This is a genomic window from Streptomyces sp. A0592 (assembly GCF_004795115.1).
Classification (GTDB): domain Bacteria; phylum Actinomycetota; class Actinomycetes; order Streptomycetales; family Streptomycetaceae; genus Streptomyces; species Streptomyces erythrochromogenes.
On the sequence record NZ_SSBM01000037.1, the window covers coordinates 13,743 to 38,555 of the forward strand.

The window sequence follows — 24,813 nt, forward strand, 5'->3', positions numbered from 1 at the left end:
CCGAAGGGCGGCACCCGGATCCCGGGTGCCGCCCTTCGGCCGTCTGCCGTCCGGTGTCACTTGCCCGCGCGCATGACCTCGGGCTCGTGGCGGCGCAGCAGGCGCTGCACCAGGAACCCGCAGGCGATGCCGAGGGCCAGCAGGATGATGATGTTCAGGCTCCACTGGCCGACCGTGGCGTCCCAGAGCGGGTCGGTGTTGGTCGGGTTGTCCTGGTCCCACGGCGGCATGAGCTTGCCGAGGTTCAGCGTGGTGCCGGCGGCGGCGACCGCCCAGCGGGACGGCATCAGCCAGGCGAACTGCTCCAGGCCCGGGGAGTCGTAGACCTGGAAGAGGATGCCGGTGAAGACGACCTGGACGATCGCGAACATGACCAGCAGCGGCATCGTCTTCTCGGCGGTCTTCACCAGCGAGGAGATCACCAGGCCGAACATCATCGAGGTGAAGCCGAGCGCGATCACCGACACGCACAGCTCGACGGCCGGCGGCATCAGCAGGCCCTCGGTGGGCAGGTCGCGCGGGGCGAAGCCGATCGCGCAGATGACCACGCCCTGGATGGCCGTGATGAAGCCGAGGACGATCACCTTCGACATGAGGTACGCCGACCGGGACAGGCCGGTCGCGCGCTCACGCTCGTAGATGACGCGTTCCTTGATCAGCTCACGGACCGAGTTGGCGGCACCGGAGAAGCACATGCCGACCGCGAGGATCAGCATGATCGTGCCCGCGTCGCCGTTGAAGCGCGACGGCGGGGTCGGCGGTGCCAGGCCGAAGGTCGCGGGGATGACCGTGGAGACCACGCCCAGGACCGCCGGCAGGATCAGCATCAGGCCCATGAAGCCCTTGTCCGACGCGATCACCGAGACGTAGCGGCGGACCAGCGTCCACAGCTGCGAGCCCCAGCCCTGCGGCTTGGTCGGGCGCATCTGCTGGGCCGACGGCATGACGACCGGCTGCGGGGCGACCGCGTCGAGCTCGGCGGCGTACAGCTGGTAGTGCTGGGAGCCCTTCCAGCGGCCGGCCCAGTCGTAGTCGCGGTAGTTCTCGAAGGCCGAGAAGACGTCCGCCCACGTGCTGTAGCCGAAGAAGTTCAGCGCCTCGTCCGGCGGGCCGAAGTAGGCGACGGACCCGCCCGGGGCCATGACCAGCAGCTTGTCGCAGAGCGACAGCTCGGCGACGGAGTGCGTGACGACCAGGACCGTGCGGCCGTCGTCGGCGAGGCCGCGCAGCAGCTGCATGACGTCGCGGTCCATGCCCGGGTCGAGGCCGGAGGTCGGCTCGTCCAGGAAGATCAGCGAGGGCTTGGTGAGCAGCTCCAGGGCGACGGAGACGCGCTTGCGCTGACCACCGGAGAGCGCGGTGATCTTCTTGTCCTTGTGGATGTCGAGCTTGAGCTCGCGCAGCACCTCGTCGACGCGAGCGGCGCGCTCGGACTCGGCGGTGTCGCCAGGGAAGCGGAGTTTGGCCGCGTACTTGAGCGCCGTGCTGACCTTCAGCTCCTTGTGCAGGATGTCGTCCTGCGGGACCAGGCCGATGCGCTGGCGGAGCTCCGCGAACTGCTTGTACAGGTTGCGGTTGTCGTAGAGGACGTCGCCCTGGTCGGCGGGCCGGTAGCCGGTCAGCGCCTTGAGCAGGGTGGACTTGCCGGAGCCGGACGGGCCGATGACGCCGATCAGCGACTTCTCCGGGACGCCGAAGGTGACGTCCTTGAGGATCTGCTTGCCGCCGTCGACCGTGACCGTGAGATGGCGGGCCGAGAAGGAGACCTCACCGGTGTCGACGAACTCCTCGAGGCGGTCGCCGATGATCCGGAAGGTCGAGTGGCCGACGCCGACGATGTCGTTCGGGCCGAGGAGCTGGGTGCCGGACTTGGGCAGCAGCTGACCGTTGACGTAGGTGCCGTTGTGGCTGCCGAGGTCGCGGATCTCGAAGCGGCCGCCGGGCATCGAGTGGAATTCGGCGTGGTGGCGCGAGACCTGGAGGTCGGAGACCACCAGCTCGTTCTCCAGCGCACGGCCGATCCGCATGACGTGGCCCAGCGAGAGCTGGTGGAACGTCGTCGGGCTGCGGTCGCCGCCGTAGTGCGGTGCTCCGCCCTGCGGCTGGCGGGGCGCGGCGCCGCCCTGCTGCTGCGGGAGGTGGACCTGGGCCTGCTGCGGCTGCGGCTGCTGGTTCCAGGCCTGCTGGGGCTGCTGGGGCTGCTGGTAGCCCGCGGCCTGGGGCTGGGCGTACGCCTGGGCCGGGGTCTGCTGCGCCTGCTGCTGTGCCACGGCCGGCTGCGGCGCGGCGGCGGCGCTCAGATTCAGCCGCGGTCCGTCGGTGGCGTTGCCCAGGTGGACCGGCGTGCCGGGCACGAGCGCGGTCTGCTGGACCCTCGCCCCCTGCACGTAGGTGCCGTTGGTGCTGCCGTGGTCCTCGAGCCCCCAACCCTGGCCGTTCCAGGCGATGGTGGCGTGCCGCCACGACACCCGCGCATCGTCGATCACCATGTCTCCCTGGGGGTCGCGCCCCAGCGAGTACGACCTGGACGGATCGAGCGTCCAGGTCCTGCCATTCAATTCCAGTACGAGTTCCGGCACTCCAGCCCCACTTAAGTCCCCCGAGAATCCCCCATGACGTCAGGGAGTCTAGGGATGGCGAACATCCGGGGGAACTATTTCAGGCCTGCAGCCGTATGTGGAATCCGGGCCTTGCCCGGGCGTCTACGTCTGCCCGTTGACGGGGTCGAAAGTCACCCGGAGAGTGAGATACGGGACTTCTCGCCCGGGGGTCCCGTCGCGTACCGCTCGGCATGCATCGGGGGTCCACCGCGTGCGCCGCATCCGTTGGGGAGACGTGCTCCTGTCCGCCGTGGCCGCCGTGGGCTGGGCCCTGATCGTGATGGCGGGGGTGGCAGGCCTGGGGCTGCACCTGCTGGGCGCCGACGCCGCCGGGGGTTCGCTCGGGCCGATGACGGCCGCCGTGGTGGTTCTCGCGGTCGGTGGAACCGTGGACCCCTCGGGTGACGTCTCGGTGTTCGGGGTCGCCGGGGCGGGGGCCGAAACCTCCCTGGACGTCATGCCCTTGGGCGTGTCCCTGGCCGGCGCCCTGGTGCTGGCGGGGGTGTTCCTGCGCTCGCTGCGGGCCGGGGCGGGGCCGGGCGAGACTGCGGCCAGAATCGTGGCGGTCACGGCGCTGCTCGTCGCGACGGCGGGCGGGCTGGCGTGGGCCGGGCACGACATGGTCACCCTCGACGGTGCGGCGCTGCCGAGCACCCCGGTGAGGGTCGAGGTGCCGGGGATCGGGGACATCGGCGGGCTCCTGCCGGACCGTGTGGGGGACCTGATCGAGGCGCGAACCCGGGTGGGCTTCTCCGTGGATACCGGGCCGACCCTGCTGGGCGCGGGCGTGTGGGCGCTCGCGGTGCCGGCGGTGGCGCTGCTGGTCTCGCGGCGCGGGCCCGCCGCGCTCGCCCCGGTGCGGCCCGCCGCATCGGCCGTGGTGACGGTGCTGCTGGTCGCGGTGGCGGCGGGGCTGGCCGCCTCGGTGTGGGCGGCGGCGGGCGACGAACAACCCGAGCGGGTGCTCGGCGCCGCGCTGCTGGGCGCTCCGAACGGGAGCTGGCTGGGGGTGCTGCTGGGGCTGTTCGTTCCACTGCGCGGCGGGGCCACGGGCGAGCCGGCCCGGTTGCTGCCCGAGCCGCTGGACGAGCTCCTGTCGGCCTCCCCGCAGGAGCCGGTGACGGTGGCCCGGCTCGCGGAGTACGACGAGCGGGTCTGGCTCCTGGTGGCGGGGGTGTCGCTGCTGCTGCTCGCCGCGGGCGTGCTGGCGGCCGTACGGACTCCCGGGCGCGGTGTCACGGGGTGCGCGGTGCGGATGGGGGCGGTGACCGGGGTGGCCCTGGCGCTGCTGGTGCGGCTGACGCGGCTGTCGGCGGACGCCTCGCTCGCGGTGCTGGGCGTGGACATGGTGGACGCCGGGCTGGAGCTGCGGGGGGACGTCCCGTACGCCCTGCTGCTGGGCTCGGTGTGGGGTGCGCTGGCGGGTGCGGCCGGGGCGCTGCTGGCGGGCCGGCGCCGGGCCGCGGCCGTCCCGGGCGGGGATCCTGCCGGGGCCCGGGACGGCTGGCCGGCCCCGGTGGATCCCGGCGCGCCCGCGGCTCCGTACGGGGCGGGACCGGGTAGGCCGGGTGCGTCGGGTGCGCCGCCGGAGTGGGCCGTGCCGTATGTGGATCCGGACGTCTCCTGGGACGTGACGGTCACCGGTGTCCCGCCGCATTCGCCGCACCCGCCGCGGCGCACCCGGCCCCCGCAGCGGCCGCCCTTCACCCCGCCGCCCCCGCCGGGCGCACCGCCGCCGCCGAAACCGCCGGGTCCGCCCGGGCCGCCGCGGTGACGACCGGGCAGGACGCGGCACGTTCAGGAAATGGGACGGGGGTCCTGTCGCGGGAGCCGGGAAGATACGGTGAGGGCACCATGAGCGCATCGCAGACCTCCGACGTCCCCACCCTCCTCGTCAAGATCTTCGGCAAGGACCGTCCCGGGATCACCGCCGGGCTGTTCGACACCCTCGCCGCCTACTCCGTCGACGTCGTCGACATCGAGCAGGTCGTCACCCGTGGCCGCATCGTCCTGTGCGCCCTCGTCACCAAGCCCGTCGGCAGCACCGAGGGCGACCTGCGGGCCACCGTCCACAGCTGGGCCGAGTCGCTCAAGCTGCAGGCCGAGATCCTCTCCGGTACCGGCGACAACCGGCCGCGCGGCAGCGGCCGGTCCCATGTCACCGTGCTCGGGCACCCGCTCACCGCCGAGTCCACGGCCGCGATCGCCTCGGAGATCACCGGGGCCGGCGGCAACATCGACCGTATCTTCCGGCTCGCCAAGTACCCGGTGACGGCGGTGGAGTTCGCCGTCTCCGGTGTGGAGACCGAGCCGCTGCGCACGGCGCTGGCCACGGCCGCCTCGCACATCGGCGTGGACATCGCCGTCGTCTCGGCCGGCCTGCACCGCCGGGCGCAGCGCCTGGTCGTCATGGACGTGGACTCGACCCTCATCCAGGACGAGGTCATCGAGCTCTTCGCGGCCCACGCCGGGTGCGAGGCCGAGGTCGCCGAGGTCACCGAGCGGGCCATGCGGGGCGAGCTGGACTTCGAGCAGTCGCTGCACGCCCGTGTGGCGCTGCTGGCGGGTCTGGACGCGTCCGTCGTCGACAAGGTCCGCGCCGAGGTCCAGTTGACCCCGGGTGCGCGGACCCTGATCCGTACGCTCAAGCGGCTCGGCTACCAGGTGGGCGTGGTCTCGGGCGGCTTCACCCAGGTGACGGACGACCTGCGGGAGCGGCTGGGGCTGGACTTCGCCTCCGCCAACACCCTGGAGATCGTCGACGGGAAGCTGACGGGCAAGGTCACCGGGGAGATCGTGGACCGGGCGGGCAAGGCCCGGCTGCTGCGCCGCTTCGCCGCCGAGGCCGACGTACCGCTGTCCCAGACCGTGGCCATCGGTGACGGCGCCAACGACCTCGACATGCTGAACGCGGCCGGGCTGGGCGTGGCCTTCAACGCCAAGCCGGTGGTCCGCGAGGCCGCGCACACCGCGGTGAACGTGCCCTTCCTCGACGCGGTGCTGTACCTGCTGGGGATCACCCGCGAGGAGATCGAGGCCGCCGACCTGGCCTGACCGCTCACGGGTGCGCGAGGCACCCGGATCCCGGACATGAGTGGGCCCCGGCGGCCGGTGCGGCTGCCGGGGCCCCTTCGCGTGCGGCGCCGGTCAGTGCCCCTTGGGGGTCCAATAGTCCAGCAGGGTGCCCACCCCGTGCTCCAGGGACTTCCACGAGCCGGTGAAGGAGATGACGGCGAGCGCGGCGGTCGGGAATCCCGTACGGGTCATCCGCGCCAGGGTGTCGCCCTCCGCGCGCCCGGCGAGGGCGTCGGCGAGGGCGTGCATGCCGGGGTTGTGACCGATGACGAGGAGGTCCGAGACCTCGTCGGAGGTCTCGTTCAGCAGGGCGATGAGCTCACCCGGCGATGCGTCGTAGATCCGCTCCTCGTAGTGGGTCTTCGGCCGGTGCGGCATCTCCTGCACGGCGAGCTTCCAGGTCTCGCGGGTGCGGGCCGCGGTGGAGCAGAGGGCCAGGTCGAAGACGATGCCGGTCTCGGCGAGCTTCAGACCGACGGCCGGCGCGTCCTTGCGGCCCCGTTCCGCCAGCGGGCGGTCGTGGTCGGACACCTCGGGCCAGTCGGCCTTGGCATGCCGGAGGAGGGCGATCCTGCGGGGTGTGTCTGCGCTCATGGCTCCCAGCTTCGCACGAAACGGGCCATGGGGCGCAGGGTGTTGAGGGGGCTCATCCCAGGTGGTGAGGGGCGCTCGGGAGGTCAGCCGACGGCGCGCAGGAGCTGTTCGGCGACCTGGACGAGACCGGAGACCTCACCGGTGGCCGCGTGGGCCTCGCCGGATCCGGCGAGGAGCAGCAGGAGGAAGCCGAAGGCGAGCGCGGGCAGGGCCAGCGCCCACCAGTGCAGTCGGGTGCTTGCGGCGGTGGCGGCGCGCGTCCGGCGGACGGACGGGAGGGACCGGGTGTGCATGGGGGCCGACATGGCCGCCTCCGTGGGTGTGTGGACCGGACTGGCTCGCTGCCTTCGAATCTATGGATTCGGGACGGCGGTTCCCATCCGGGGCACACCTCACTTCACCCTGAGCCTGGCCCCCTAGGGGTTGGTGGGGATATCCCCACCCCCGCGTGCGGCGGCCGGCGTCACGTTCACGTTCACGTTCACGGTCGCGGTCGCGGTCGCGGTCACGGGGAGGCGATCGTCGCGATCACGGAAATGATCACGGAGACGACGAGCATGGCGCCGAGGACGAGGCCGAGCTTCCTGCGGCCGCCCTCCGGGTTCGGTTCGAGTACGGGTGACATGCCGGTCAGTCTCGCATGCCGCATTCGTCCTCGATCGTGCGGTCCCTGCCCGCGAGGACGCCGAGGGCGATCTGCGGGACGAGCAGGCCCGCCATCAGGGCGAGGGGCAGGTCCCAGCCGCCGCTGTGCTGGTAGAGGGTGCCGATGACGAGCGGTCCGGGGATGGAGATGAGGTAGCCCGTGCTCTGGGCGAAGGCGGAGAGCCTGACCACGCCGGCCGGGGACTTGGCGCGCAGCCCGATCATGGTGATGACGAGGGGGAACGCGCAGTTGGAGACGCCGAGCAGGAGCGCCCAGGCCCAGGCTCCGGCGGCGGGGGCGAAGTAGAGCCCGAGGTAGCCGGTGAGGCCGAAGACGCCGAGGGTGACGGCGATGGCGCCCTGGTTCTTCATACGGCCTGCGAGGCCCGGGATGACGAAGGCGAGCGGGACGCCCATGACCATGGTGACGGCGAGCAGGACGCCGGCGGTGGAGGCGGAGACCCCGGCGTCGCGGAAGATCTGCGGGAGCCAGCCCATGGTGATGTAGGCGCCCGTGGCCTGGAGGCCGAAGTAGCAGGCCAGCGCCCAGGCGGTGCGGCTGCGGCCGACGCGCGGGCCCGCGTCGGCCCGTACGGCGGCGCTCGTGCCGGAGCCGGCGGCCGCCGCCTGGGCCCGGTCGGCGCGCCGGGCGGCGCGGGCGATGGGCAGCCACAGCAGTACGGCGGCCACGGCGAGGGAGGCCCACACCAGCAAGCCGGTGCGCCAGCTGCCGCCGAGGGCGCCGGTCAGCGGGACGGTCGCGGCGGCCGCGAGTGAGGTGCCGGCGGCCAGGGCCATGGAGTAGAGGCCGGTCATCGTGCCGACCCGGTCCGGGAAGTAGCGCTTGACGATCACCGGGAGCAGCACGTTGGTGAGGGCTATGCCGGCCAGGGACAGGGCGCTGGCGGCGAGGAAGCCGGCCGCACCGCTCGCGAGGGGGCGGATCAGCAGTCCGGCGGCGACGGCGGCCATGCCGGCGCAGACGACGGCGACCGGCCCGAAGCGGCGGGACAGCCGGGGCGCGGTGACGCCGAAGACGGCGAAGCACAGGGCGGGGACGGAGGTGATCAGTCCGGCGACGGTGCCGCTCATGCCCAGACCGGTGCGGGTCTCCTCGAAGAGGGCGCCGAGGCTGGTGATGGCGGGGCGCAGGTTGAGGGCGGCCAGGACGATTCCGACGATGAGCACCGGGCCGAGCCAGGTCGGCTGCGCCGTCGCGTGCGGGATGGGGACCCTCGCGCGGTCTGCGGCGGGCCGGTCGAGCGTCTTGGTTTCTTCGTCGGACATTCACGCATCATAGAATCATGGGATGATTGGTTGTCCAGTCGCAGTCCGCACGTGAGAGGAACCCATGCCGCCGCTGACCTCGCCCCGGCGCTCCGCGCTCGTCGATCAGGTGATCGCCCAGCTGCGCAACCAGATCACCTCCGGCGAGTGGCCGGTCGGCTCGCGCATCCCCACGGAGCCGGAGCTCGTGGAGCTGATGGGCGTCGCCCGCAACACCGTGCGGGAGGCCGTGCGCGCGCTGGCGCACAACGGGCTGCTGGACATCCGGCAGGGCTCGGGCACGTACGTCATCGCGACCAGCGAGCTGGCCGGCGTGATGCACCGGCGTTTCGCCGGGGCCGAGCCGAGGCACATCGCCGAGGTCCGCTCCACGCTGGAGTCCTCGGCGGCCCGGCTGGCGGCGGAGCGGCGCACGGAGCGGGACCTGCTCCAGCTGGACGCCCTGCTGGCGCGCCGCGAGGAGGCCTGGGCGGGCGGGGACGCGGAGGTCTTCGTGGCGGCGGACGTGAGCCTGCACATGGCGGTGGTGACGGCCTCGCACAACGACGTGCTGATCGAGCTGTACGCGGACCTCGGCGAGCTGGTGGCCGACTGGCTGCGGGCCGATGTCGGCACGGTGCTGGACCCGGCCGCCCACGTCGACCACGCGCGGCTGATCGAGGCGATCCGGCGCGGGGACGGGGACGCGGCGGCCTCGGAGGCCGCGGGCTACCCCTTCGTCTGCCTCGGCAGGTGAATCGAGGAGGCCGGAGCCCTGCCCTCGGACGCGCAGGAGGATCCGGTCACGGCCGTCGGTGGCTGACCCAGGCCGCGCGGACCTCCTTCCAGCAGCGGCCGGTGAGCTCGGCGCGGGCGGCCGGGCCGACGGCCACGGGCGCGCCGTCACCGTCCAGGTCCCACCACCGGTCGCACTCGACGTGCAGGCTCACCAGGTCGGTCTCGGGATAGGCGTTGTGGCAGTGCGCGGTCACCTGGGAGCCGTCGATCGAGGTGGCGCAGTCGGCGCCGAAGAGTTCGTCGGCGGCGGGGCGCGAGGGCTGTACGGGGGGTTCGGCGGGGATGCCGGAGAGGTCCACGGCCGCCGGGGCCCCCACCTCCGTACCCGGTACCACCCCGTCCCCGGACGGCTGCGCGGCCACGGCCGGGATCAGGAGTCCGGTCACGATCACCGATGTGACCAGTATCGATACCGCTCGGCTCGGCCTGGTGCGCACTCCTGCCTCCTCCCCGCCGGAGCCGGGAAGATCCCGACTTGGCCAGTTTGCAGGCATCTGTCCCGGTTTTCGACTCGGGAAGATCCGGCCGACCGGTGGACATGCGAGCGAAGGGCGCCGCGGCGCGGACGGCCGTCGGCGGACGCGAGAACGGCGGCGGCCGCGCCCCCTGCAGGGAAGCGCGGCCGCCGCCGTACGGACACCCGGTGCTGACCTGGGGTCAGGCACCCATCGCGTGGACGCCGCCGTCCACGTGGACGATCTCGCCGGTGGTCTTCGGGAACCAGTCCGACAGCAGGGCGACGACGCCGCGGCCGGTCGGCTCCGGGTCGCTCATGTCCCACGACAGCATGGAGCGGGTGTTCCAGACCTCGGCCAGCTCGCCGAATCCCGGGATGGACTTCGCGGCCATGGAGCCGATCGGACCCGCCGAGACCAGGTTGCAGCGGATGTTCTCCTTGCCCAGGTCGCGGGCGAGGTAGCGGCTGGTGGCCTCCAGGGCGGCCTTGGCCGGGCCCATCCAGTCGTACTGCGGCCAGGCGAACTGCGCGTCGAAGGTGAGGCCGACCACGGCCCCGCCCTCCGCCGGGAAGAGCGGCTTGCAGGCCATGGTCAGCGACTTCAGCGAGAACGCCGAGACGTGCATGGCAGTGGCGACCGACTCGAACGGCGTGTTCAGGAAGTTGCCGCCGAGGGCGTCCTGCGGCGCGAAGCCGATGGAGTGCACGACACCGTCGAGGCCGCCGAGCTCGTCGCGGACGAGGCCCTCCAGGCGGGCCAGGTGCTCGTCGTTGGTGACGTCGAGCTCGATCACCTTGACCGGCTTGGGCAGCTTCTTCGCGATGCGCTCCGTCAGTGACGGGCGCGGCCACGCCGTGAGGATGACCTCGGCGCCCTGCTCCTGCGCCAGCTTGGCCGTGTGGAAGGCGATGGAGGACTCCATCAGCACACCCGTGATGAGGATGCGCTTGCCCTCGAGAATTCCGCTCATGGTGATCAGTGACCCATGCCCAATCCGCCGTCAACGGGAATGACGGCTCCGGTGATGTACGCGGCGTCGTCGGACGCCAGGAAGCGGACGGCTGCCGCGATCTCCTCGGGCTGCGCGTAGCGGGCGAGCGGCACCTGAGCCACGATCCCCGCGCGCTGCTCGTCGGTGAGCACCTTCGTCATGTCGGTGTCCACGAAACCGGGCGCGACGACGTTGAAGGTGATGTTGCGGGAGCCCAGCTCGCGGGCGAGCGAGCGGGCGAAGCCGACCAGCGCGGCCTTGGAGGCGGCGTAGTTCGCCTGCCCCGCCGAGCCGAGGAGCCCGACGACCGAGGAGATCAGGACGACACGGCCCTTCTTCGCGCGGAGCATGCCGCGGTTCGCGCGCTTGACCACCCGGAAGGTGCCGGTGAGGTTGGTGTCGACGACCGAGGCGAAGTCCTCCTCGGACATCCGCATCAGCAGCGTGTCCTTGGTGATGCCGGCGTTGGCCACGAGCACCTCGACCGCGCCGTGCGCGTCCTCGATCTGCTTGTAGGCCTGCTCCACCTGCTCGGAGTCGGTGATGTCGCACCGCACCGCCAGGACACCGAGCTCGGTGAGGGCCTGCGGCGGCTCACCCGACCGGTACGTGATCGCGACCTTGTCGCCCGCCTCCGCGAAGGCTCGGGCGATGGCGAGGCCGATGCCCCGGTTTCCTCCGGTGACGAGAACCGAGCGGCTCAACGGATCACCCTTTCGCTAGCGGTCTGAATACCGAAAACCTATAGGTCGCATCGCTCGTACGAGGAATCGAGCCCCGACAGGGCCTCGCAGCGGGCTCTGTCGAGTCCCTACAGAAAGATGTAGGCACAAGGGCCCCGATCGCGACATGATCGGGGCGACCGTCCCCGACCCCGGGAGGACTTCCGTGCCCCATTCCATCGACGCGGCCTTCACCGCGCTGCCCCTGCGGGCGCTCGCCGACGCGGCGCTCGCCCGGGCCCGCGCGCTGGGCGCCGAGCATGCCGACTTCCGGCTGGAGCGGATCCGCAGTGCCTCGTGGCGGCTGCGCGATGCCAAGCCCTCCGGCGGTTCCGACACCACCGACCTCGGCTACGCGGTCCGGGTCGTGCACGCGGGCAGCTGGGGGTTCGCGTCCGGCGTGGACCTGACCATGGACGGCGCGGCCAAGGTGGCCTCGCAGGCCGTGGCCATGGCGAAGCTGTCCGCCCAGGTGATCAAGGCCGCCGGTTCGGACGAGCGCGTGGAGCTCGCCGAGGAGCCGGTGCACTCGGACAGGACGTGGATCTCCGCCTACGAGGTCAACCCCTTCGAGGTGCCGGACGCCGAGAAGGCGGCGCTGCTCGCCGACTGGAGCTCCCGGCTGCTGGCGGCCGACGGCGTCGCGCACGTGGACGCCTCGCTGCTCGCCGTCCACGAGAACAAGTTCTACGCCGACACCGCGGGCACCTCGACCACGCAGCAGCGGGTCCGGGTTCATCCGCAGGTCACGGCGGTCGCCGTGAACGGCACCACCGGCGAGTTCGACTCGATGCGCACCATCGCCCCGCCCGCCGGCCGCGGCTGGGAGTACCTGACGGGCACCGGCTGGGACTGGAACGCCGAGCTGGAGGAGATCCCCGGCCTGCTCGCCGAGAAGATGCGGGCGCCGAGCGTGCAGGCCGGGCGCTACGACCTGGTGGTGGACCCGTCCAACCTGTGGCTCACCATCCACGAGTCCATCGGCCACGCCACCGAGCTCGACCGGGCGCTGGGCTACGAGGCGGCGTACGCGGGGACCTCCTTCGCCACCTTCGACCAGCTGGGCAAGCTCAAGTACGGCTCTCCGATCATGAACGTGACGGGCGACCGCACCGCCGAGCACGGGCTGGCCACCGTCGGCTTCGACGACGAGGGCGTCCAGGCGCAGAGCTGGGACCTGGTCAAGGACGGCACCCTGGTCGGCTACCAGCTGGACCGGCGGATCGCGAAGCTGACCGGCCTCGGCCGCTCCAACGGCTGCGCCTTCGCCGACTCCCCCGGGCACGTGCCCGTGCAGCGCATGGCGAACGTGTCCCTCCAGCCGGATCCCGGCGGGCTGTCGACCGAGGACCTGATCGGCGGCGTGGAGCGCGGGATCTACGTGGTCGGCGACCGCTCCTGGTCGATCGACATGCAGCGCTACAACTTCCAGTTCACCGGGCAGCGGTTCTTCCGGATCGAGAACGGCCGGCTGGCCGGGCAGCTGCGCGACGTCGCCTACCAGGCCACCACCACCGACTTCTGGGGCTCGATGGAGAAGGTCGGCGGCCCGCAGACCTATGTCCTGGGCGGCGCCTTCAACTGCGGCAAGGCCCAGCCGGCGCAGGTCGCGGCGGTCTCGCACGGCTGCCCGTCCGCGCTGTTCCGCGACGTGAACATCCTGAACACCACGCAGGAGGCCGGCCGATGACCACGCACGATCACCACGAGATCTGCCGGGGGTCCGGGGGTCGCCTCCCGGGACAGCACAGTCTGAACACCACGCAGGAGGCCGGCCGATGAGCCGATCGACCAAGCCGCACGAGATCGTCGAGCGGGCCCTGGAGCTGTCCACCGCCGACGGATGCGTCGTCATCGCCGACGAGGAGTCGAGCGCCAACCTGCGCTGGGCCGGCAACGCCCTGACCACCAACGGCGTCACCCGCGGCCGGACCCTGACGGTCATCGCCACCGTCGACGGCAAGGAGGGCGCGGCCTCGGGGGTCGTGTCGCGTTCCGCCGTCACCGCGCAGGACCTGGAGCCGCTGGTGCGGGCCGCCGAGGCGGCCGCTCGGGGCGCGGGTCCCGCCGAGGACGCCCAGCCGCTGGTCACCGGGACCCCGGCGTCGCCGGACTTCACCGACGCGCCGGCCGAGACCACCTCGGCCGTGTTCGCGGACTTCGCCCCGGCGCTCGGCGAGGCCTTCGCCCGGGCCCGGGCGGGCGGCCGGGAGCTGTACGGCTTCGCCAACCACGAGCTGGTCTCCACCTACGTCGGCACCTCGACCGGCCTGCGGCTGCGCCACGACCAGCCCAGCGGCACCCTGGAGCTCAACGCGAAGTCCCCGGACCGCCAGCGCTCGGCGTGGGCCGGCCGCTCCACCCGGGACTTCAAGGACGTGGACCCGACCGTCCTGGACGCGGAGCTCGCCGTACGCCTGGGCTGGGCGGAGCGGAAGATCGACCTGCCCGCCGGGCGGTACGAGACCCTGCTGCCGCCGACGGCCGTGGCGGACCTGCTGATCTACCAGATGTGGTCGGCGACGGCCCGGGACGCGGTGGAGGGCCGTACGGTCTTCTCCAAGCCCGGCGGCGGCACCCGGCTCGGCGAGAAGCTGACCGACCTGCCGCTGACCCTGCGCAGCGACCCGAACGCGGCGGGCCTGGAGTCCGCCCCGTTCGTCATCGCGCACAGCTCCGGCGACAGCGGCTCGGTCTTCGACAACGGCCTGCCGGTCCCGGCGACCGAGTGGATCCGGGACGGCGAGCTGGCCAGGCTGTCCACGACCCGGCACACGGCCGGCCTGACCGGCCTGCCGGTCTCCCCCGGCTTCGGGAACCTGATCCTGGACGGCGGCGGCGACAAGTCCCTCGACGAGATGGTCGCGGACACCGAGCGGGGCCTGCTGCTCACCTGTCTCTGGTACATCCGCGAGGTGGACCCGGCCACGCTGCTGCTCACGGGCCTCACCCGGGACGGCGTCTACCTGGTGGAGAACGGCCAGGTCGTGGGCGAGGTGAACAACTTCCGCTTCAACGAGTCCCCCGTGGACCTGCTGTCGCGGGCCTCGGAGGCGGGCCGGACGGAGAAGACCCTGCCGCGCGAATGGAGCGACTGGTTCACGCGGGCCGCGATGCCGGCTGTCCGCATCCCGGACTTCAACATGAGTTCGGTGAGCAAGGGCGTCTGACCCACCTAGACTGAGCACGGCATTTCCACAAAACGTAAGGAGTCGAGAGACCGTGACGGACATCGTCGACGAACTGAAGTGGCGCGGGCTCTTCGCCCAGTCCACCGACGAAGAAGCGCTGCGCAAGGCCTTCGCGGACGGTCCGGTCACGTTCTATTGCGGCTATGACCCGACCGCCGCCTCGCTGCACGTCGGCCACCTGGTGCAGGTGCTCACGATGCGGCGGCTGCAGCTGGCGGGCAACCGGCCGCTCGCGCTGGTAGGCGGGGCGACCGGTCAGATCGGCGACCCCCGTCCGACCGCCGAGCGCACTCTGAACGACCCCGCGGTCATCGCGGAGTGGGTGAACCGACTGCGCTCGCAGATCGAGCCGTTCCTGTCCTTCGAGGGCGAGAACGCCGCGGTCATGGTCAACAACCTGGACTGGACGGCGGGCATGTCCGCCATCGAGTTCCTGCGGGACATCGGCAAGCACTTCCGCGTCAACAAGATGCTGACGAAGGACTCGGTCGCCAAGCGGCTGGAGTCGGACCAGGGCATCAGCTACACGGAGTTCAGCTACCAGCTGCTCCAGGGCATGGACTTCCTGGAGCTGTACCGGCGCCACGGCTGCACTCTGCAGCAGGGCGGCTCGGACCAGTGGGGCAACCTGACGGCCGGCCTCGACCTGATCCACCGGGTCGAGACGGACGCGCACGTCCACGCGATGGCGACCCCGCTGATGGTCAAGGCGGACGGCACGAAGTTCGGCAAGACCGAGGGCGGGGCCGTCTGGCTGGACCCGGAGATGACCACGCCGTACGCGTTCTACCAGTTCTGGCTGAACGTGGACGACCGGGACATCTCCACCTACATGCGGATCCTCTCCTTCAAGTCCCGCGAGGAGCTGGAGGCGCTGGAGGCGCAGACCGCCGAGCGGCCGCAGGCGCGTGCCGCGCAGCGGGCGCTGGCGGAGGAGCTGACCACGCTGGTGCACGGCGCCGACCAGTGCGCCGCCGTGATCGCCGCGTCGCGCGCACTGTTCGGCCAGGGCGACCTGGCGGAGCTGGACGAGGCCACGCTGGCCGCGGCCCTGTCCGAGCTGCCGCACGCCAAGGTGTCGGAGCCCGCCCTGGTGGTGGACCTCCTGGCGGAGACGGGTCTGGTCGCGAGCAAGTCGGCCGGCCGCCGGACCGTGAAGGAGGGCGGCGCGTACGTGAACAACGCGAAGGTCACCTCCGAGGACGCGGTCCCCGCCAAGGAGGACCTGCTGCACGGGCGCTGGCTGGTCCTGCGCCGCGGCAAGAAGAACCTGGCGGCGGTCGAGGTCACCGGCGCCTGACGCCCGACGGGTGGCGCGGAGCACGGCGGAGGGGCCGGTTCGGACTCATGGTCCGGCCGGCCCCTCCGGCATGTGCCGCGCCGCGGCCTAGGTGGTCCGGCGACTGCCGCCGCGCATCGCCTTGTAGGCCATCTCTCCGAGGAAGACGAAGAGGACCGCTCCCACGAGCTGCAGCAGGTGGCGGGTCCAGTCGATGCCCCGGGTGTCGGCGACGCCGATCCAGGCGGCGACGGCGTTGCCGAGGACGCTGCCGATGATGCCCATCAGCGTGGTCAGCCACAGCGGCTGGTGCTGTTTGCCCGGCAGGATGGCCTTGGCTATCAGCCCCAGCACGAAACCGACGATGATCGCCCACAACCAGCTCATGTCCAGCCTCCTCCTGGCGCGGTGTGCGCACGTGGGCCCAGTTTCGACCCGTCCGGCGTACCGCGCATTTCGGGCGGCACCATCGGGGGTCCCCCTGTCCCCACGGCGGCGGGGGCCGCGTACCGTGGGAGTGTCCGGTCCGGGGAAGGACCGGCCGGCGATCGGGTGGTAGGACGTGGAACGGGTGAAGCGACAGAAGCAGAACGGGGCCGAGGTCTTCCGGATCACCGGCGCCCGGATGGGGCTCGCCGAGGACGTGCGGGGCCGCCAGCGGCGCTATGTGATCTCGATGGTCGTCAGGACCCTGTCGGTCATCGCGACCGTGCTGCTGTGGAACGTGTCGCGCCCCGTGGCCGTCGTGACGCTCGTCGCGGGCGCCCTGCTCCCGTACGTGGCCGTGGTCATCGCCAACGCGGGCCGCGAGTCGACGCCGTCGCTCCCCTCCCACTTCGTCCCGACTCCCGTCCGCCCGGCACTGGACGCGGGAAACCTCAATAAAAGCTCAGATCAATCATGAAGTTCCGGTGCACCGCACCGGGTCCTGCGTGACATACTGCTCACGCGCTCCGCATCCCCCGTCGGAGCGACGGACCGACGCCGGGCAGCTCCCCCCGTGGCTGCTCGGCGTCGCCTTTCCGTTCTAGGGTGAGGTCGTGACTTCCTCCGACTCCCCCGCTCCCGACGAAATCCCCACCTGCTCGGCCAAGGGCTGCCGTGACGCGGCCGTCTGGGTCCTCGCGTGGAACAACCCGACGCTGCACACGCCGGAACGGCGCAAGACGTGGCTGGCGTGCGAGGAACACCGCGAGCACCTCTCCCAGTTCCTGGGGGTGCGCGGCTTCCTCAAGGACGTCGTGAAGCTCGACGAGTGGGTGCAGCCGGAAGGCTCGGAGCGCCTGCGCTGACGCGGCGCTTCCGCTGACCCGGCCCTTCTGCCGACCGGGCACGGCGGCCGGTCCGTACCGGCCGCCGGTACGGAGCGGTCAGCCGCCGATCGCGGACATCGGGCGGTCGGGCTGGAGGAACGACGGGTCGTCGAGGCCGGAACCGGCCTTCTTGCCCCACATCGCCACCTTCCACAGCCGGGCGATCTCCTCGTCCGGGGCGCCCGAGCGCAGGGCGGCGCGCAGGTCCGACTCCTCGGTGGCGAACAGGCACGTGCGGACCTGGCCGTCGGCCGTGAGCCGGGTACGGTCGCAGGCGCCGCAGAACGGGCGCGTGACCGAGGCGATGACGCCGACGGTGGCGGGGCCGCCGTCGACCACCCACCGCTCGGCCGGGGCGGAGCCGCGCTCGTCGGCGCCCTCCTCGGTGAGCGTGAAGCGCGTGCGCAGCGACTCCAGGATGTCCCCGGCGGTGATCATGCCGTCCCGCTTCCAGCCGTGCTGGGCGTCGAGGGGCATCTGCTCGATGAAGCGGAGTTCGTACTCGTTCTCGACGGCCCAGGCCAGCAGGTCGGGGGCCTCGTCGTCGTTGAGTCCGGGCATGAGTACGGCATTGACCTTGACGGGGGTCAGGCCGGCCTCGCGGGCCGCGGCCATGCCCTCGATGACGTCCTTGTGCCGGTCGCGGCGGGTGAGGGTCTTGAAGACCTCGGGGCGCAGGGTGTCCAGGGAGACGTTCACCCGGTCCAGGCCGGCGGCCTTCAGGGCCTGCGCGGTGCGCTTGAGCCCGATGCCGTTGGTGGTCAGCGACATCTTGGGGCGGGGTTCCAGCGCCGCGCACTGTTCGACGATCCCGACCAGGCCGGGTCGCAGCAGCGGTTCGCCGCCGGTGAAGCGGACCTCGGTGATGCCGAGCTGCGTGACGGCGATGCGGATCAGCCTGACGATCTCGTCGTCGGTGAGCAGGTCGGACTTTCCGAGCCACTGCAGGCCCTCTTCGGGCATGCAGTAGGTACAGCGCAGATTGCACCGGTCGGTGAGCGAGACGCGCAGGTCAGTGGCCACGCGGCCATAGGTGTCGAGAAGCACTGTGGGCCCCCTCCCCTGTCCGGAAGTAGACATACGCGCGACATTGGCTCTACTGCACGCGTTCTATTTCGAGACTACGGGACGCATGTGTCGTTCTGTGGTGCCGGAACGAACGAGACGTGACGTGGCCGTGTCGTAGGGACCTACGACACGGCCACGCTGGGTGTTCGGACGATGTCAGACCGCCCCTGTTCCGGTGAGGGAGCGCACTTCCAGCTCGGCGAACTTCTGCGGGTCGGCCTTCTCCTTGGTGAGGACCGTTCCCAGCCATCCCAGGAGGAAGCCGAGGGGGATGGAGATGATGCCCGGGTTCTCCAGGGGGAACCAGAAGAAGTCCGCGTCCTTGAACATCGAGGTGGGCTTGCCGGAGACGACCGGGGAGAACAGCACCAGGCCGACGGCCGAGACGAGCCCGCCGTAGATGGACCAGAGCGCGCCCTGGGTGTTGAAGCGCTTCCAGAAGAGGCTGTAGAGGATCGTCGGCAGGTTGGCGGAGGCGGCGACCGCGAAGGCGAGCGCGACGAGTCCGGCCACGTTCAGGTCGCGGGCCAGGGCTCCCAGGCCGATGGCGACGGCGCCGATGACGACTGTGGACCAGCGGGCGGCGCGCACCTCCTCCTGCTCGGTGGCCCTGCCCTTGCGGATCACGTTCACGTACAGGTCGTGGGCGAAGGACGAGGAGGAGGCGAGGGTGAGGCCCGCGACCACGGCGAGGATGGTGGCGAAGGCGACGGCGGAGATCACGGCGAGCAGGACGGCCCCGCCGGTGGAGTCCGCGCCGCCGCCGACGGCCTGGGCCAGCAGGGGTGCGGCGGTGTTGCCGGCCTTGTTCGAGGCCAGGATGTCGGCGCGCTCCAGCAGGGCCGCGGCGCCGAAGCCGAGGGCGATGGTCATGAGGTAGAAGGCGCCGATGATGCCGATGGCCCAGTTCACCGACTTACGGGCGGCCTTCGCGGTGGGCACGGTGTAGAAGCGGATCAGGATGTGCGGGAGGCCGGCGGTGCCGAGGACGAGAGCGAGGCCGAGGGAGATGAAGTCCAGCTTCGACGTCGAGTCCTTGCCGTACTTCAGGCCCGGTTCGAGGAACTTGGCCCCCTGGCCGCTGTTCTCGGCCGCCTTGCCCAGCAGGTCGGAGACGTTGAAGTTGAACTCCAGCAGCACCAGGAAGGTGATCAGCAGGGCACCCGCGATCAGCAGGACCGCCTTGATCATCTGGACCCAGGTGGTGCCCTTCATACCGCCGATGGTCACGTAGACGATCATCAGGACGCCGACCAGCGCGACGACCGCCACCTTGCCGGCGTCGCTGGTGATGCCGAGGAGCAGCGAGACCAGCACGCCGGCGCCGGCCATCTGGGCGAGCAGGTAGAAGATCGAGACCACGATGGTGGAGGTGCCGGCGGCGGTGCGCACGGGCCGCTGACGCATCCGGTACGCGAGGACGTCGCCCATCGTGTAGCGGCCGGAGTTGCGCAGCGGCTCGGCGACGAGCAGCAGGGCGACCAGCCAGGCCACGAGGAAGCCGATGGAGTAGAGGAAGCCGTCGTAGCCGAAGAGGGCGATGGCTCCGGCGATGCCGAGGAAGGAGGCGGCGGACATGTAGTCGCCGGAGATGGCCAGGCCGTTCTGGAAACCGGTGAACTGGCGGCCGCCCGCGTAGAAGTCCGCGGCGCCCTTGGTCTGGCGGCCGGCCCAGACGGTGATGACCAGGGTGGCGACGACGAACAGCCCGAACAGGGTGATGATGAGCGGCCGGTGCTCGGAGGCGCCGGCCGCGACGGTCGTCAGGTGCTGCGTTCCGTTCATTCGGAGGCCTCCATCCGCGCCTTGATGGCCGCTGCCCGGGGGTCGAGCCGGGCGGCGGCGTGGCGCGCGTAGAGCCAGGCGATGAGGAAGGTCGTCGCGAACTGTGCGAGGCCGAGCACCAGGGCGACGTTGATGTTGCCGAAGACCTTGGTCCCCATGAAGCCGCCCGCGTAGTTGGACAGCAGGACGTAGAGCAGGTACCAGGCGATGAAGGCCACGGTGAGCGGGAAGGCGAAGGAGCGGTAGGAGCGGCGGAGTTCGGCGAACTCGGGACTCTGCTGGACGCTCACGAACTCATCGGCCGTGGGGCCCGCCAGGGGCGTTCCCGCGCTGCCCGGGGGCGGCGCTGCTTCGGTGGTCACGGGGGAATCTCCTTGTGACGCAGGTGCGGTGGGGACGACGGACAAAACAACCTCCGTGTGGGGGTCGATGGCGCTGAGCCCCCTCTGTCAACGGCACGGCCGGCGTGTCGGGACGGTTCAACACCCGTGGATTCTTCGGAAACTGATTTCTCGAACTGATGGCGGAAAGGGGAACGGCGGCACTAGGTTCACTTGTCATGGACCCGTCCGACGCGACCGCGTGCGGACGGCTTTTTCAAGATGATCTGGAGAACCCATGGCTCATCTGGGATCCGTCCGCCGGCGTGCCCTCGCCGTACCGGTCGGCCTGGCGCTCACCGCCTCGCTCGCCCTGCTGCCCTCGGTGTCGGCCTCCGCCGCCCCGCTGGCCGGCTCCGCGGACGCGGCGACGGCTTCGAAGGCCGCGACCACCGGCCCCAAGCTGTCGTACGTGGCGAACCTGAACGCGTACGCCACGGTGAAGGCGGCGAAGAAGGCCGTCGAGCGGGCCGGCGGAACGGTGGTGACGGCCTATGAGCAGATCGGGGTCGTCGTCGCACACTCCCAGAACCCCGACTTCGCCAAGCAGCTGCGCGCCCAGCGTGGGCTGTTCGTGTCGGTCGGCGCCACCCGGACGGCCCCGATGTCGGCCGTGCAGACCACCGAGGAGGGCGCGACCCATCTCCTGAGCGAGGCGGACGCCGCCAAGGCGGCGGCCCAGGCCCAGGAGGGTCAGGAGCCGCTCGAGCCCAACCAGTGGGACCTGCGGACGATCAAGGCCGACGAGGCTCACAAGATCAACGATGGCAGCCGGAACGTCACCGTGGGCATCATCGACACGGGTGTGGACGACACCCACCCCGACCTCGCCCCGAACTTCTCCAAGGGCCAGTCGGCCAACTGCGTCGGCGGCGTCGCGGACACCACCGAGGGCGCCTGGCGCCCGTACGCGGACGGCAGCGACCACGGCACGCACGTGGCCGGCACCATCGGCGCCCCGCGCAACGGCGTCGGCATCAGCGGTGTGGCGCCCGGCGTGAAGATCGCCGCGATCAAGGTGAGCGAGCCCGGGACCAGCCTCTTCTACACCGAGGCGGTTGTCTGCGGCTTCATGTTCGCCGCCGAGAAGGGGATCGAGGTGACGAACAACAGCTACTACGTCGACCCGTGGCTCTTCAACTGCAAGTCGGACGACGACCAGAAGGCGCTGGTGGAGGCCATCGGGCGGGCGACCAAGTACGCCGAGCGCAAGGGCACGCTGCACGTGGCCTCGGCCGGCAACTCCAACCAGGACCTGGCCGCGGCCTCCCTGGAGGACACGACCAGCCCGAACGACACCACCCCGGTCACCCGCACCATCGACCCGAAGGTCTGCCTGGACCTGCCCACGCAGCTGCCCGGCGTGGTCACCGTCTCCGCGACCGGCGACAAGGGCCTGCGCTCGTACTACTCCAGCTACGGCCTCGGGGTCGTGGACGTCGCGGCCCCCGGCGGCGACAAGTGGCAGGTCCCGGCCACGCCTGACGCCAACGGGCGCGTGCTGTCGACCGTCCCGGGCGGCGGCTACGGCTACAAGCAGGGCACCTCTATGGCCGCCCCGCACGTAGCGGGCGTCGCGGCGCTGCTCAAGAGCGCCCACCCCTCGGCCACGCCCTCGCAGCTCCAGGCGATGCTGAAGGCGCAGTCCACCAAGGCGGCCTGCCCGGCGCAGATCTACGACGCCACGGGCGCGCTGATCAATGCCACCACCTGCCAGGCCAAGTGGGGCCAGACCGGCTACTACGGCTACGGCGTCGTGGACGCCCTCAAGGCCGTGAAGTAGTCCGAAGCGGCGAACGGACGGACGGGCCGGGCGGGAATCACCCCGCCCGGCCCGTCCGCGCTCGTGTCCGCCGAGAGGTCAGGGCTTGATCAGCACCTTGAGCGCGCTGCGGTCGTCCATCGCGCGGTAGCCGTCCGGGACCTCGTCCAGGGACACGGCGCGGTCGAAGACGGGCGCCGGGTCGATCGCCCCGCTGAGCACGTCCTCCAGGAGCTCCGGGATGTAGGCGCGGACCGGTGCCACACCGCCGCGCAGGGTGATGTTGCGGTCGAACATGACACCGAGGTCGAGGCCCGTGCCGCTGCCGTGCGGGACGCCGACGTAGCCGACGGCCCCGCCGTCGCGGGTGATGTTCACCGCGGTGCGCATGCTCTGCTCGGTGCCGACCGCCTCGATGACGCAAGTGGCGCCGCGGCCGCCGGTGAGCTCGCGCACGGCCGCCTCGGCGGCCTCGCCGCGCTCGGCGACGACGTCGGTGGCCCCGAAGAGCCTGGCTGTGTCGGTGCGGACCGTGTGGCGGCCCAGTGCGATGATCCGCTCGGCTCCGAGGCGCTTGGCGGCGAGGACGCCGCACAGGCCGACCGCGCCGTCGCCGACCACGGCGACCGTGGAGCCCGGGCGCACGCCCGCGCCCAGTGCGGCGTGGTGACCGGTGCCCATGACGTCGGAGAGGGCGAGCAGGCCCGTGAGCAGGTGGTCGTCGGAGACGGCCTCGGCGGGCAGCTTCACCAGCGTTCCGTCGGCGTGCGGGACGCGCACGGCCTCGCCCTGGCCGCCGTCGTGGCCGACCGAGCCCCAGAAGCCGCCGTGGTCGCAGGAGGTGTAGAGGCCCTCCTTGCAGTACTCGCAGGTGCCGTCGGACCACATGAAGGGCGCCACGACCAGGTCGCCGGCGCGCACGCCGGAGACGGCCGGGCCGGTCTCCTCGACGACACCCAGGAACTCGTGGCCGATGCGCTGGCCCGGCTGGCGCGCGGCCTCGCCGCGGTAGGCCCACAGGTCGCTGCCGCAGATGCAGGCACGCAGGACGCGGACGACGGCGTCCTCGGGGCGCTGGATCGCAGCGTCGGGCACCTCCTCCACGCGGATGTCGTGCGGGGCGTGGATGACGGTGGCGCGCATGGTGGTGCAGTCCTCCGGCTCGGGGTTGTTCAGTCTTGTACGACTGATGGCCGTCCTACGGTACGCCTGCTTCGCGGGTGGTCGCTCCGGTGGCCAGCAGGTACTGGGCGGCCAGGTAGGTGGCCATGATCCAGAAGTCGGGGCGGGGCAGCTGGGGCCATTCCGCGACGCCGGTGGCGATGAGGGTGTCGGACAGCAGGAACAGCGCGCCGCCGATGCCGGCCCGCAGCCCGAGGGCGCTGGAGCGGAAGGCCATGGCGGTCAGCAGCAGGCTGTAGCCGGCCACGGGGATCCGCAGGTCCGCCGGCAGATCGGACCAGAGCAGGGCGACGGTCCCGAGGAGGGCCAGGGCGTAGCCGCCCCCGAGCAGCGCGTTCGCGGGCCGCTTGCCGAACAGGACCAGGTAGCAGACGTGCCCGACGGCGAAGGAGCCCATGCCGACGAGGAAGGCGGCCTCGGCGTCGAAGAGCAGGGCCAGGTCCCCGCCCCAGCCGAACAGCAGGGCGGCGACCAGCAGGCGGGGCGCGCCGCGCGTGATCACGTAGGCGACGAGCAGCGGCATCAGCAGCGGCTTGGCGATGACGTGCCCGAGGTGCCAGTCGGCCAGCAGCGACCCGAGGTCGGCGGCGGCGGCCACGGCGAAGGACGCGAGGGCCGCGCGGCCGAGCCGTTCGCGGCCGGGCACCGCCCGGTCGGCGGCCCAGGAGGGGCCGGGGCGGCCGGTGGACTCTGCGGTGCTCACGCGGTGGTCTCCTGTACGGCGGCCGGGTCGGCGACGGGCGCGGCGGCCGGGGTCGCGGGGGCGGCCTGGGCGGCGGCGGCCTGGGCGGGCGGGGCCGCCTGGGCCGGTGCCGCGGGCTGCCAGCCGGGACCGCGGAAGACCCGGCCGGCCCGCTCGCTCCAGCTCCGGGCGGCGCGCACGTCCCGCGCGATGGCGGCGTACTCGTGGGTGGCGACGCGCAGCGGGTTGTAGGTGTTGATGTTCTTGGTGAGCCCGTAGACGGGCCTGTCCGTCTCGCCCACCCAGGAGCCGAACATCCGGTCCCAGATGATCAGGATGCCGCCGTAGTTGCGGTCGAGGTAGCCGCCCTGGGACGCGTGGTGGACGCGGTGGTGGGACGGGGTGTTGAAGACGTACTCGTAGGCCCGCGGCAGCTTGCCGATGCGCTCGGTGTGGACCCAGAACTGGTAGAGCAGGTTGATGCCGTAGCAGAACGGGATCACGGCCGGGTGCACCCCGACGGCCACCATCGGCAGGTAGAACCAGTAGGTCGTGGCACTGGTCCAGGGCTGGCGCAGGGCGGTGGTGAGGTTGAACTTCCGGCTGCTGTGGTGGACCACGTGGCAGGCCCACAGGATGCGGATCACGTGGTGGCCGCGGTGCTGCCAGTAGTAGAGGAAGTCCTGGGCGAGCAGCATCAGCGGGATGGTCCACCACAGCAACGGCACCCGCATCGGGGTGAGTTCGTAGACGGCGGTGAAGACCGCGACCACCGGGATCTTCCAGAGCAGGTCGAAACCGATGCTGCCGAGCCCCATGCTGATGCTGGTGACGGCGTCCTTCGTCTCGTAGCCGTCCGCATCCTCGTCGGGATGGAGGCGGTAGCTCACCAGCTCGATGACGGTGAGCAGCACGAAGGCGGGTATGGACCACAGCACGACATCGGGCAGGTTCGGCATGTCCGCACCATAGAGGCGCCTTCGGGGCTGCCGCTAGAGGTTGTTACCGATCGGTATCCATCG

The 24,813-nt window shown here is 71.5% G+C and carries 24 protein-coding genes; 9 read left to right on the forward strand and 15 right to left on the reverse strand.

Annotated features, from left to right (window positions below):
• Positions 1 to 56: 56 nt before the first annotated feature.
• Positions 57 to 2,558 (reverse strand): FHA domain-containing protein, encoded by a 2,502-nt coding sequence (locus tag E6U81_RS32930; protein WP_240804152.1) that lies wholly within the window; start codon positions 2,556 to 2,558, stop codon positions 57 to 59.
• Positions 2,559 to 2,811: 253 nt separating this feature from the next.
• Between E6U81_RS32930 and E6U81_RS32935 the strand changes: the two genes are divergently transcribed.
• Both E6U81_RS32935 and serB read left to right on the forward strand, forming a co-directional pair.
• On the forward strand, positions 2,812 to 4,374 hold the full coding sequence (locus E6U81_RS32935) for a streptophobe family protein (RefSeq protein ID WP_136233683.1): 1,563 nt from the start codon (positions 2,812 to 2,814) through the stop codon (positions 4,372 to 4,374).
• 80 nt (positions 4,375 to 4,454) lie between these two features.
• Positions 4,455 to 5,654, forward strand: coding sequence for a phosphoserine phosphatase SerB (gene serB, locus E6U81_RS32940; RefSeq protein ID WP_136233684.1), 1,200 nt, complete (start codon positions 4,455 to 4,457; stop codon positions 5,652 to 5,654).
• Positions 5,655 to 5,747: 93 nt separating this feature from the next.
• Here the strand turns inward: serB and E6U81_RS32945 are convergent, their stop codons facing one another.
• The 4 genes from E6U81_RS32945 to E6U81_RS32955 form a co-directional block, all read right to left on the reverse strand.
• Entirely contained in the window at positions 5,748 to 6,269 is a 522-nt protein-coding gene (locus E6U81_RS32945) for a histidine phosphatase family protein (RefSeq protein ID WP_136233685.1), read from the reverse strand.
• An 83-nt stretch (positions 6,270 to 6,352) separates the two neighbouring features.
• Positions 6,353 to 6,574 carry a hypothetical protein gene (locus E6U81_RS32950; protein ID WP_240804147.1) on the reverse strand — a complete coding sequence of 74 codons (222 nt, stop codon included), beginning with the start codon at positions 6,572 to 6,574 and terminating at the stop codon, positions 6,353 to 6,355.
• A gap of 200 nt (positions 6,575 to 6,774) precedes the next feature.
• Complete coding sequence (locus E6U81_RS41800; protein ID WP_257855467.1) at positions 6,775 to 6,894, reverse strand: SGM_5486 family transporter-associated protein; 120 nt, start codon at positions 6,892 to 6,894, stop codon at positions 6,775 to 6,777.
• A gap of 5 nt (positions 6,895 to 6,899) precedes the next feature.
• Positions 6,900 to 8,201: an MFS transporter gene (locus E6U81_RS32955; RefSeq protein WP_136233686.1), complete on the reverse strand. Its 1,302-nt coding sequence runs from the start codon at positions 8,199 to 8,201 to the stop codon at positions 6,900 to 6,902.
• A 64-nt stretch (positions 8,202 to 8,265) separates the two neighbouring features.
• On the opposite strand from E6U81_RS32955, the gene E6U81_RS32960 reads away from it, so the two are divergent.
• On the forward strand, positions 8,266 to 8,937 hold the full coding sequence (locus tag E6U81_RS32960) for a FadR/GntR family transcriptional regulator (RefSeq protein WP_136233687.1): 672 nt from the start codon (positions 8,266 to 8,268) through the stop codon (positions 8,935 to 8,937).
• A gap of 46 nt (positions 8,938 to 8,983) precedes the next feature.
• Here the strand turns inward: E6U81_RS32960 and E6U81_RS32965 are convergent, their stop codons facing one another.
• From E6U81_RS32965 to fabG, 3 genes are all read right to left on the reverse strand, one after another.
• Entirely contained in the window at positions 8,984 to 9,364 is a 381-nt protein-coding gene (locus tag E6U81_RS32965; RefSeq protein WP_240804148.1) for a hypothetical protein, read from the reverse strand.
• 271 nt (positions 9,365 to 9,635) lie between these two features.
• A complete protein-coding gene (gene fabI / locus E6U81_RS32970; protein ID WP_030849743.1) occupies positions 9,636 to 10,406 on the reverse strand; it encodes an enoyl-ACP reductase FabI in 771 nt (256 codons plus the stop codon).
• Positions 10,407 to 10,411: 5 nt separating this feature from the next.
• Positions 10,412 to 11,131, reverse strand: coding sequence for a 3-oxoacyl-[acyl-carrier-protein] reductase (gene fabG, locus E6U81_RS32975; protein WP_031148971.1), 720 nt, complete (start codon positions 11,129 to 11,131; stop codon positions 10,412 to 10,414).
• A 184-nt stretch (positions 11,132 to 11,315) separates the two neighbouring features.
• Between fabG and E6U81_RS32980 the strand changes: the two genes are divergently transcribed.
• The 3 genes from E6U81_RS32980 (at position 11,316) to tyrS (ending at position 15,640) form a co-directional block, all read left to right on the forward strand.
• Complete coding sequence (locus tag E6U81_RS32980) at positions 11,316 to 12,839, forward strand: TldD/PmbA family protein (protein WP_136233689.1); 1,524 nt, start codon at positions 11,316 to 11,318, stop codon at positions 12,837 to 12,839.
• Positions 12,840 to 12,927: 88 nt separating this feature from the next.
• A complete protein-coding gene (locus tag E6U81_RS32985) occupies positions 12,928 to 14,319 on the forward strand; it encodes a metallopeptidase TldD-related protein (protein WP_136233690.1) in 1,392 nt (463 codons plus the stop codon).
• A gap of 52 nt (positions 14,320 to 14,371) precedes the next feature.
• Positions 14,372 to 15,640 carry a tyrosine--tRNA ligase gene (tyrS, locus tag E6U81_RS32990; RefSeq protein ID WP_136233691.1) on the forward strand — a complete coding sequence of 423 codons (1,269 nt, stop codon included), beginning with the start codon at positions 14,372 to 14,374 and terminating at the stop codon, positions 15,638 to 15,640.
• A gap of 87 nt (positions 15,641 to 15,727) precedes the next feature.
• On the opposite strand, the gene E6U81_RS32995 is transcribed toward tyrS, so the two are convergent.
• The gene (locus tag E6U81_RS32995; protein ID WP_136233692.1) at positions 15,728 to 16,006 is read right to left on the reverse strand and encodes a GlsB/YeaQ/YmgE family stress response membrane protein; all 279 of its coding nucleotides are present in this window, start codon (positions 16,004 to 16,006) and stop codon (positions 15,728 to 15,730) included.
• A 238-nt stretch (positions 16,007 to 16,244) separates the two neighbouring features.
• Here E6U81_RS32995 and E6U81_RS33000 point away from each other — a divergent pair, with 238 nt between their 5' ends.
• Positions 16,245 to 16,523, forward strand: a complete 279-nt coding sequence (locus tag E6U81_RS33000) for a DUF3099 domain-containing protein (protein WP_240804153.1) — start codon at positions 16,245 to 16,247, stop codon at positions 16,521 to 16,523.
• A 136-nt stretch (positions 16,524 to 16,659) separates the two neighbouring features.
• Positions 16,660 to 16,911 (forward strand): hypothetical protein, encoded by a 252-nt coding sequence (locus E6U81_RS33005; RefSeq protein WP_136233694.1) that lies wholly within the window; start codon positions 16,660 to 16,662, stop codon positions 16,909 to 16,911.
• A gap of 78 nt (positions 16,912 to 16,989) precedes the next feature.
• On the opposite strand, the gene moaA is transcribed toward E6U81_RS33005, so the two are convergent.
• From moaA to E6U81_RS33020, 3 genes are all read right to left on the reverse strand, one after another.
• On the reverse strand, positions 16,990 to 17,979 hold the full coding sequence (moaA, locus tag E6U81_RS33010; RefSeq protein WP_031148986.1) for a GTP 3',8-cyclase MoaA: 990 nt from the start codon (positions 17,977 to 17,979) through the stop codon (positions 16,990 to 16,992).
• A 177-nt stretch (positions 17,980 to 18,156) separates the two neighbouring features.
• On the reverse strand, positions 18,157 to 19,785 hold the full coding sequence (locus E6U81_RS33015) for a cation acetate symporter (RefSeq protein WP_136233696.1): 1,629 nt from the start codon (positions 19,783 to 19,785) through the stop codon (positions 18,157 to 18,159).
• Positions 19,782 to 20,147 carry a DUF485 domain-containing protein gene (locus tag E6U81_RS33020; protein WP_136233697.1) on the reverse strand — a complete coding sequence of 122 codons (366 nt, stop codon included), beginning with the start codon at positions 20,145 to 20,147 and terminating at the stop codon, positions 19,782 to 19,784. Before E6U81_RS33020 ends, E6U81_RS33015 begins: the two co-directional genes overlap by 4 nt.
• Before the next feature lie 256 nt (positions 20,148 to 20,403).
• Between E6U81_RS33020 and E6U81_RS33025 the strand changes: the two genes are divergently transcribed.
• Complete coding sequence (locus tag E6U81_RS33025) at positions 20,404 to 21,948, forward strand: S8 family serine peptidase (RefSeq protein ID WP_136233698.1); 1,545 nt, start codon at positions 20,404 to 20,406, stop codon at positions 21,946 to 21,948.
• A 78-nt stretch (positions 21,949 to 22,026) separates the two neighbouring features.
• Here the strand turns inward: E6U81_RS33025 and E6U81_RS33030 are convergent, their stop codons facing one another.
• From E6U81_RS33030 to E6U81_RS33040, 3 genes are read right to left on the reverse strand one after another with little or no spacing between them, the layout of a single operon-like run.
• Positions 22,027 to 23,070 (reverse strand): zinc-dependent alcohol dehydrogenase family protein, encoded by a 1,044-nt coding sequence (locus tag E6U81_RS33030; protein WP_136233699.1) that lies wholly within the window; start codon positions 23,068 to 23,070, stop codon positions 22,027 to 22,029.
• Positions 23,071 to 23,125: 55 nt separating this feature from the next.
• Positions 23,126 to 23,755 (reverse strand): lysoplasmalogenase, encoded by a 630-nt coding sequence (locus E6U81_RS33035; protein WP_240804154.1) that lies wholly within the window; start codon positions 23,753 to 23,755, stop codon positions 23,126 to 23,128.
• Positions 23,756 to 23,808: 53 nt separating this feature from the next.
• Entirely contained in the window at positions 23,809 to 24,750 is a 942-nt protein-coding gene (locus tag E6U81_RS33040; protein ID WP_240804149.1) for a sterol desaturase family protein, read from the reverse strand.
• Positions 24,751 to 24,813: the final 63 nt, after the last annotated feature.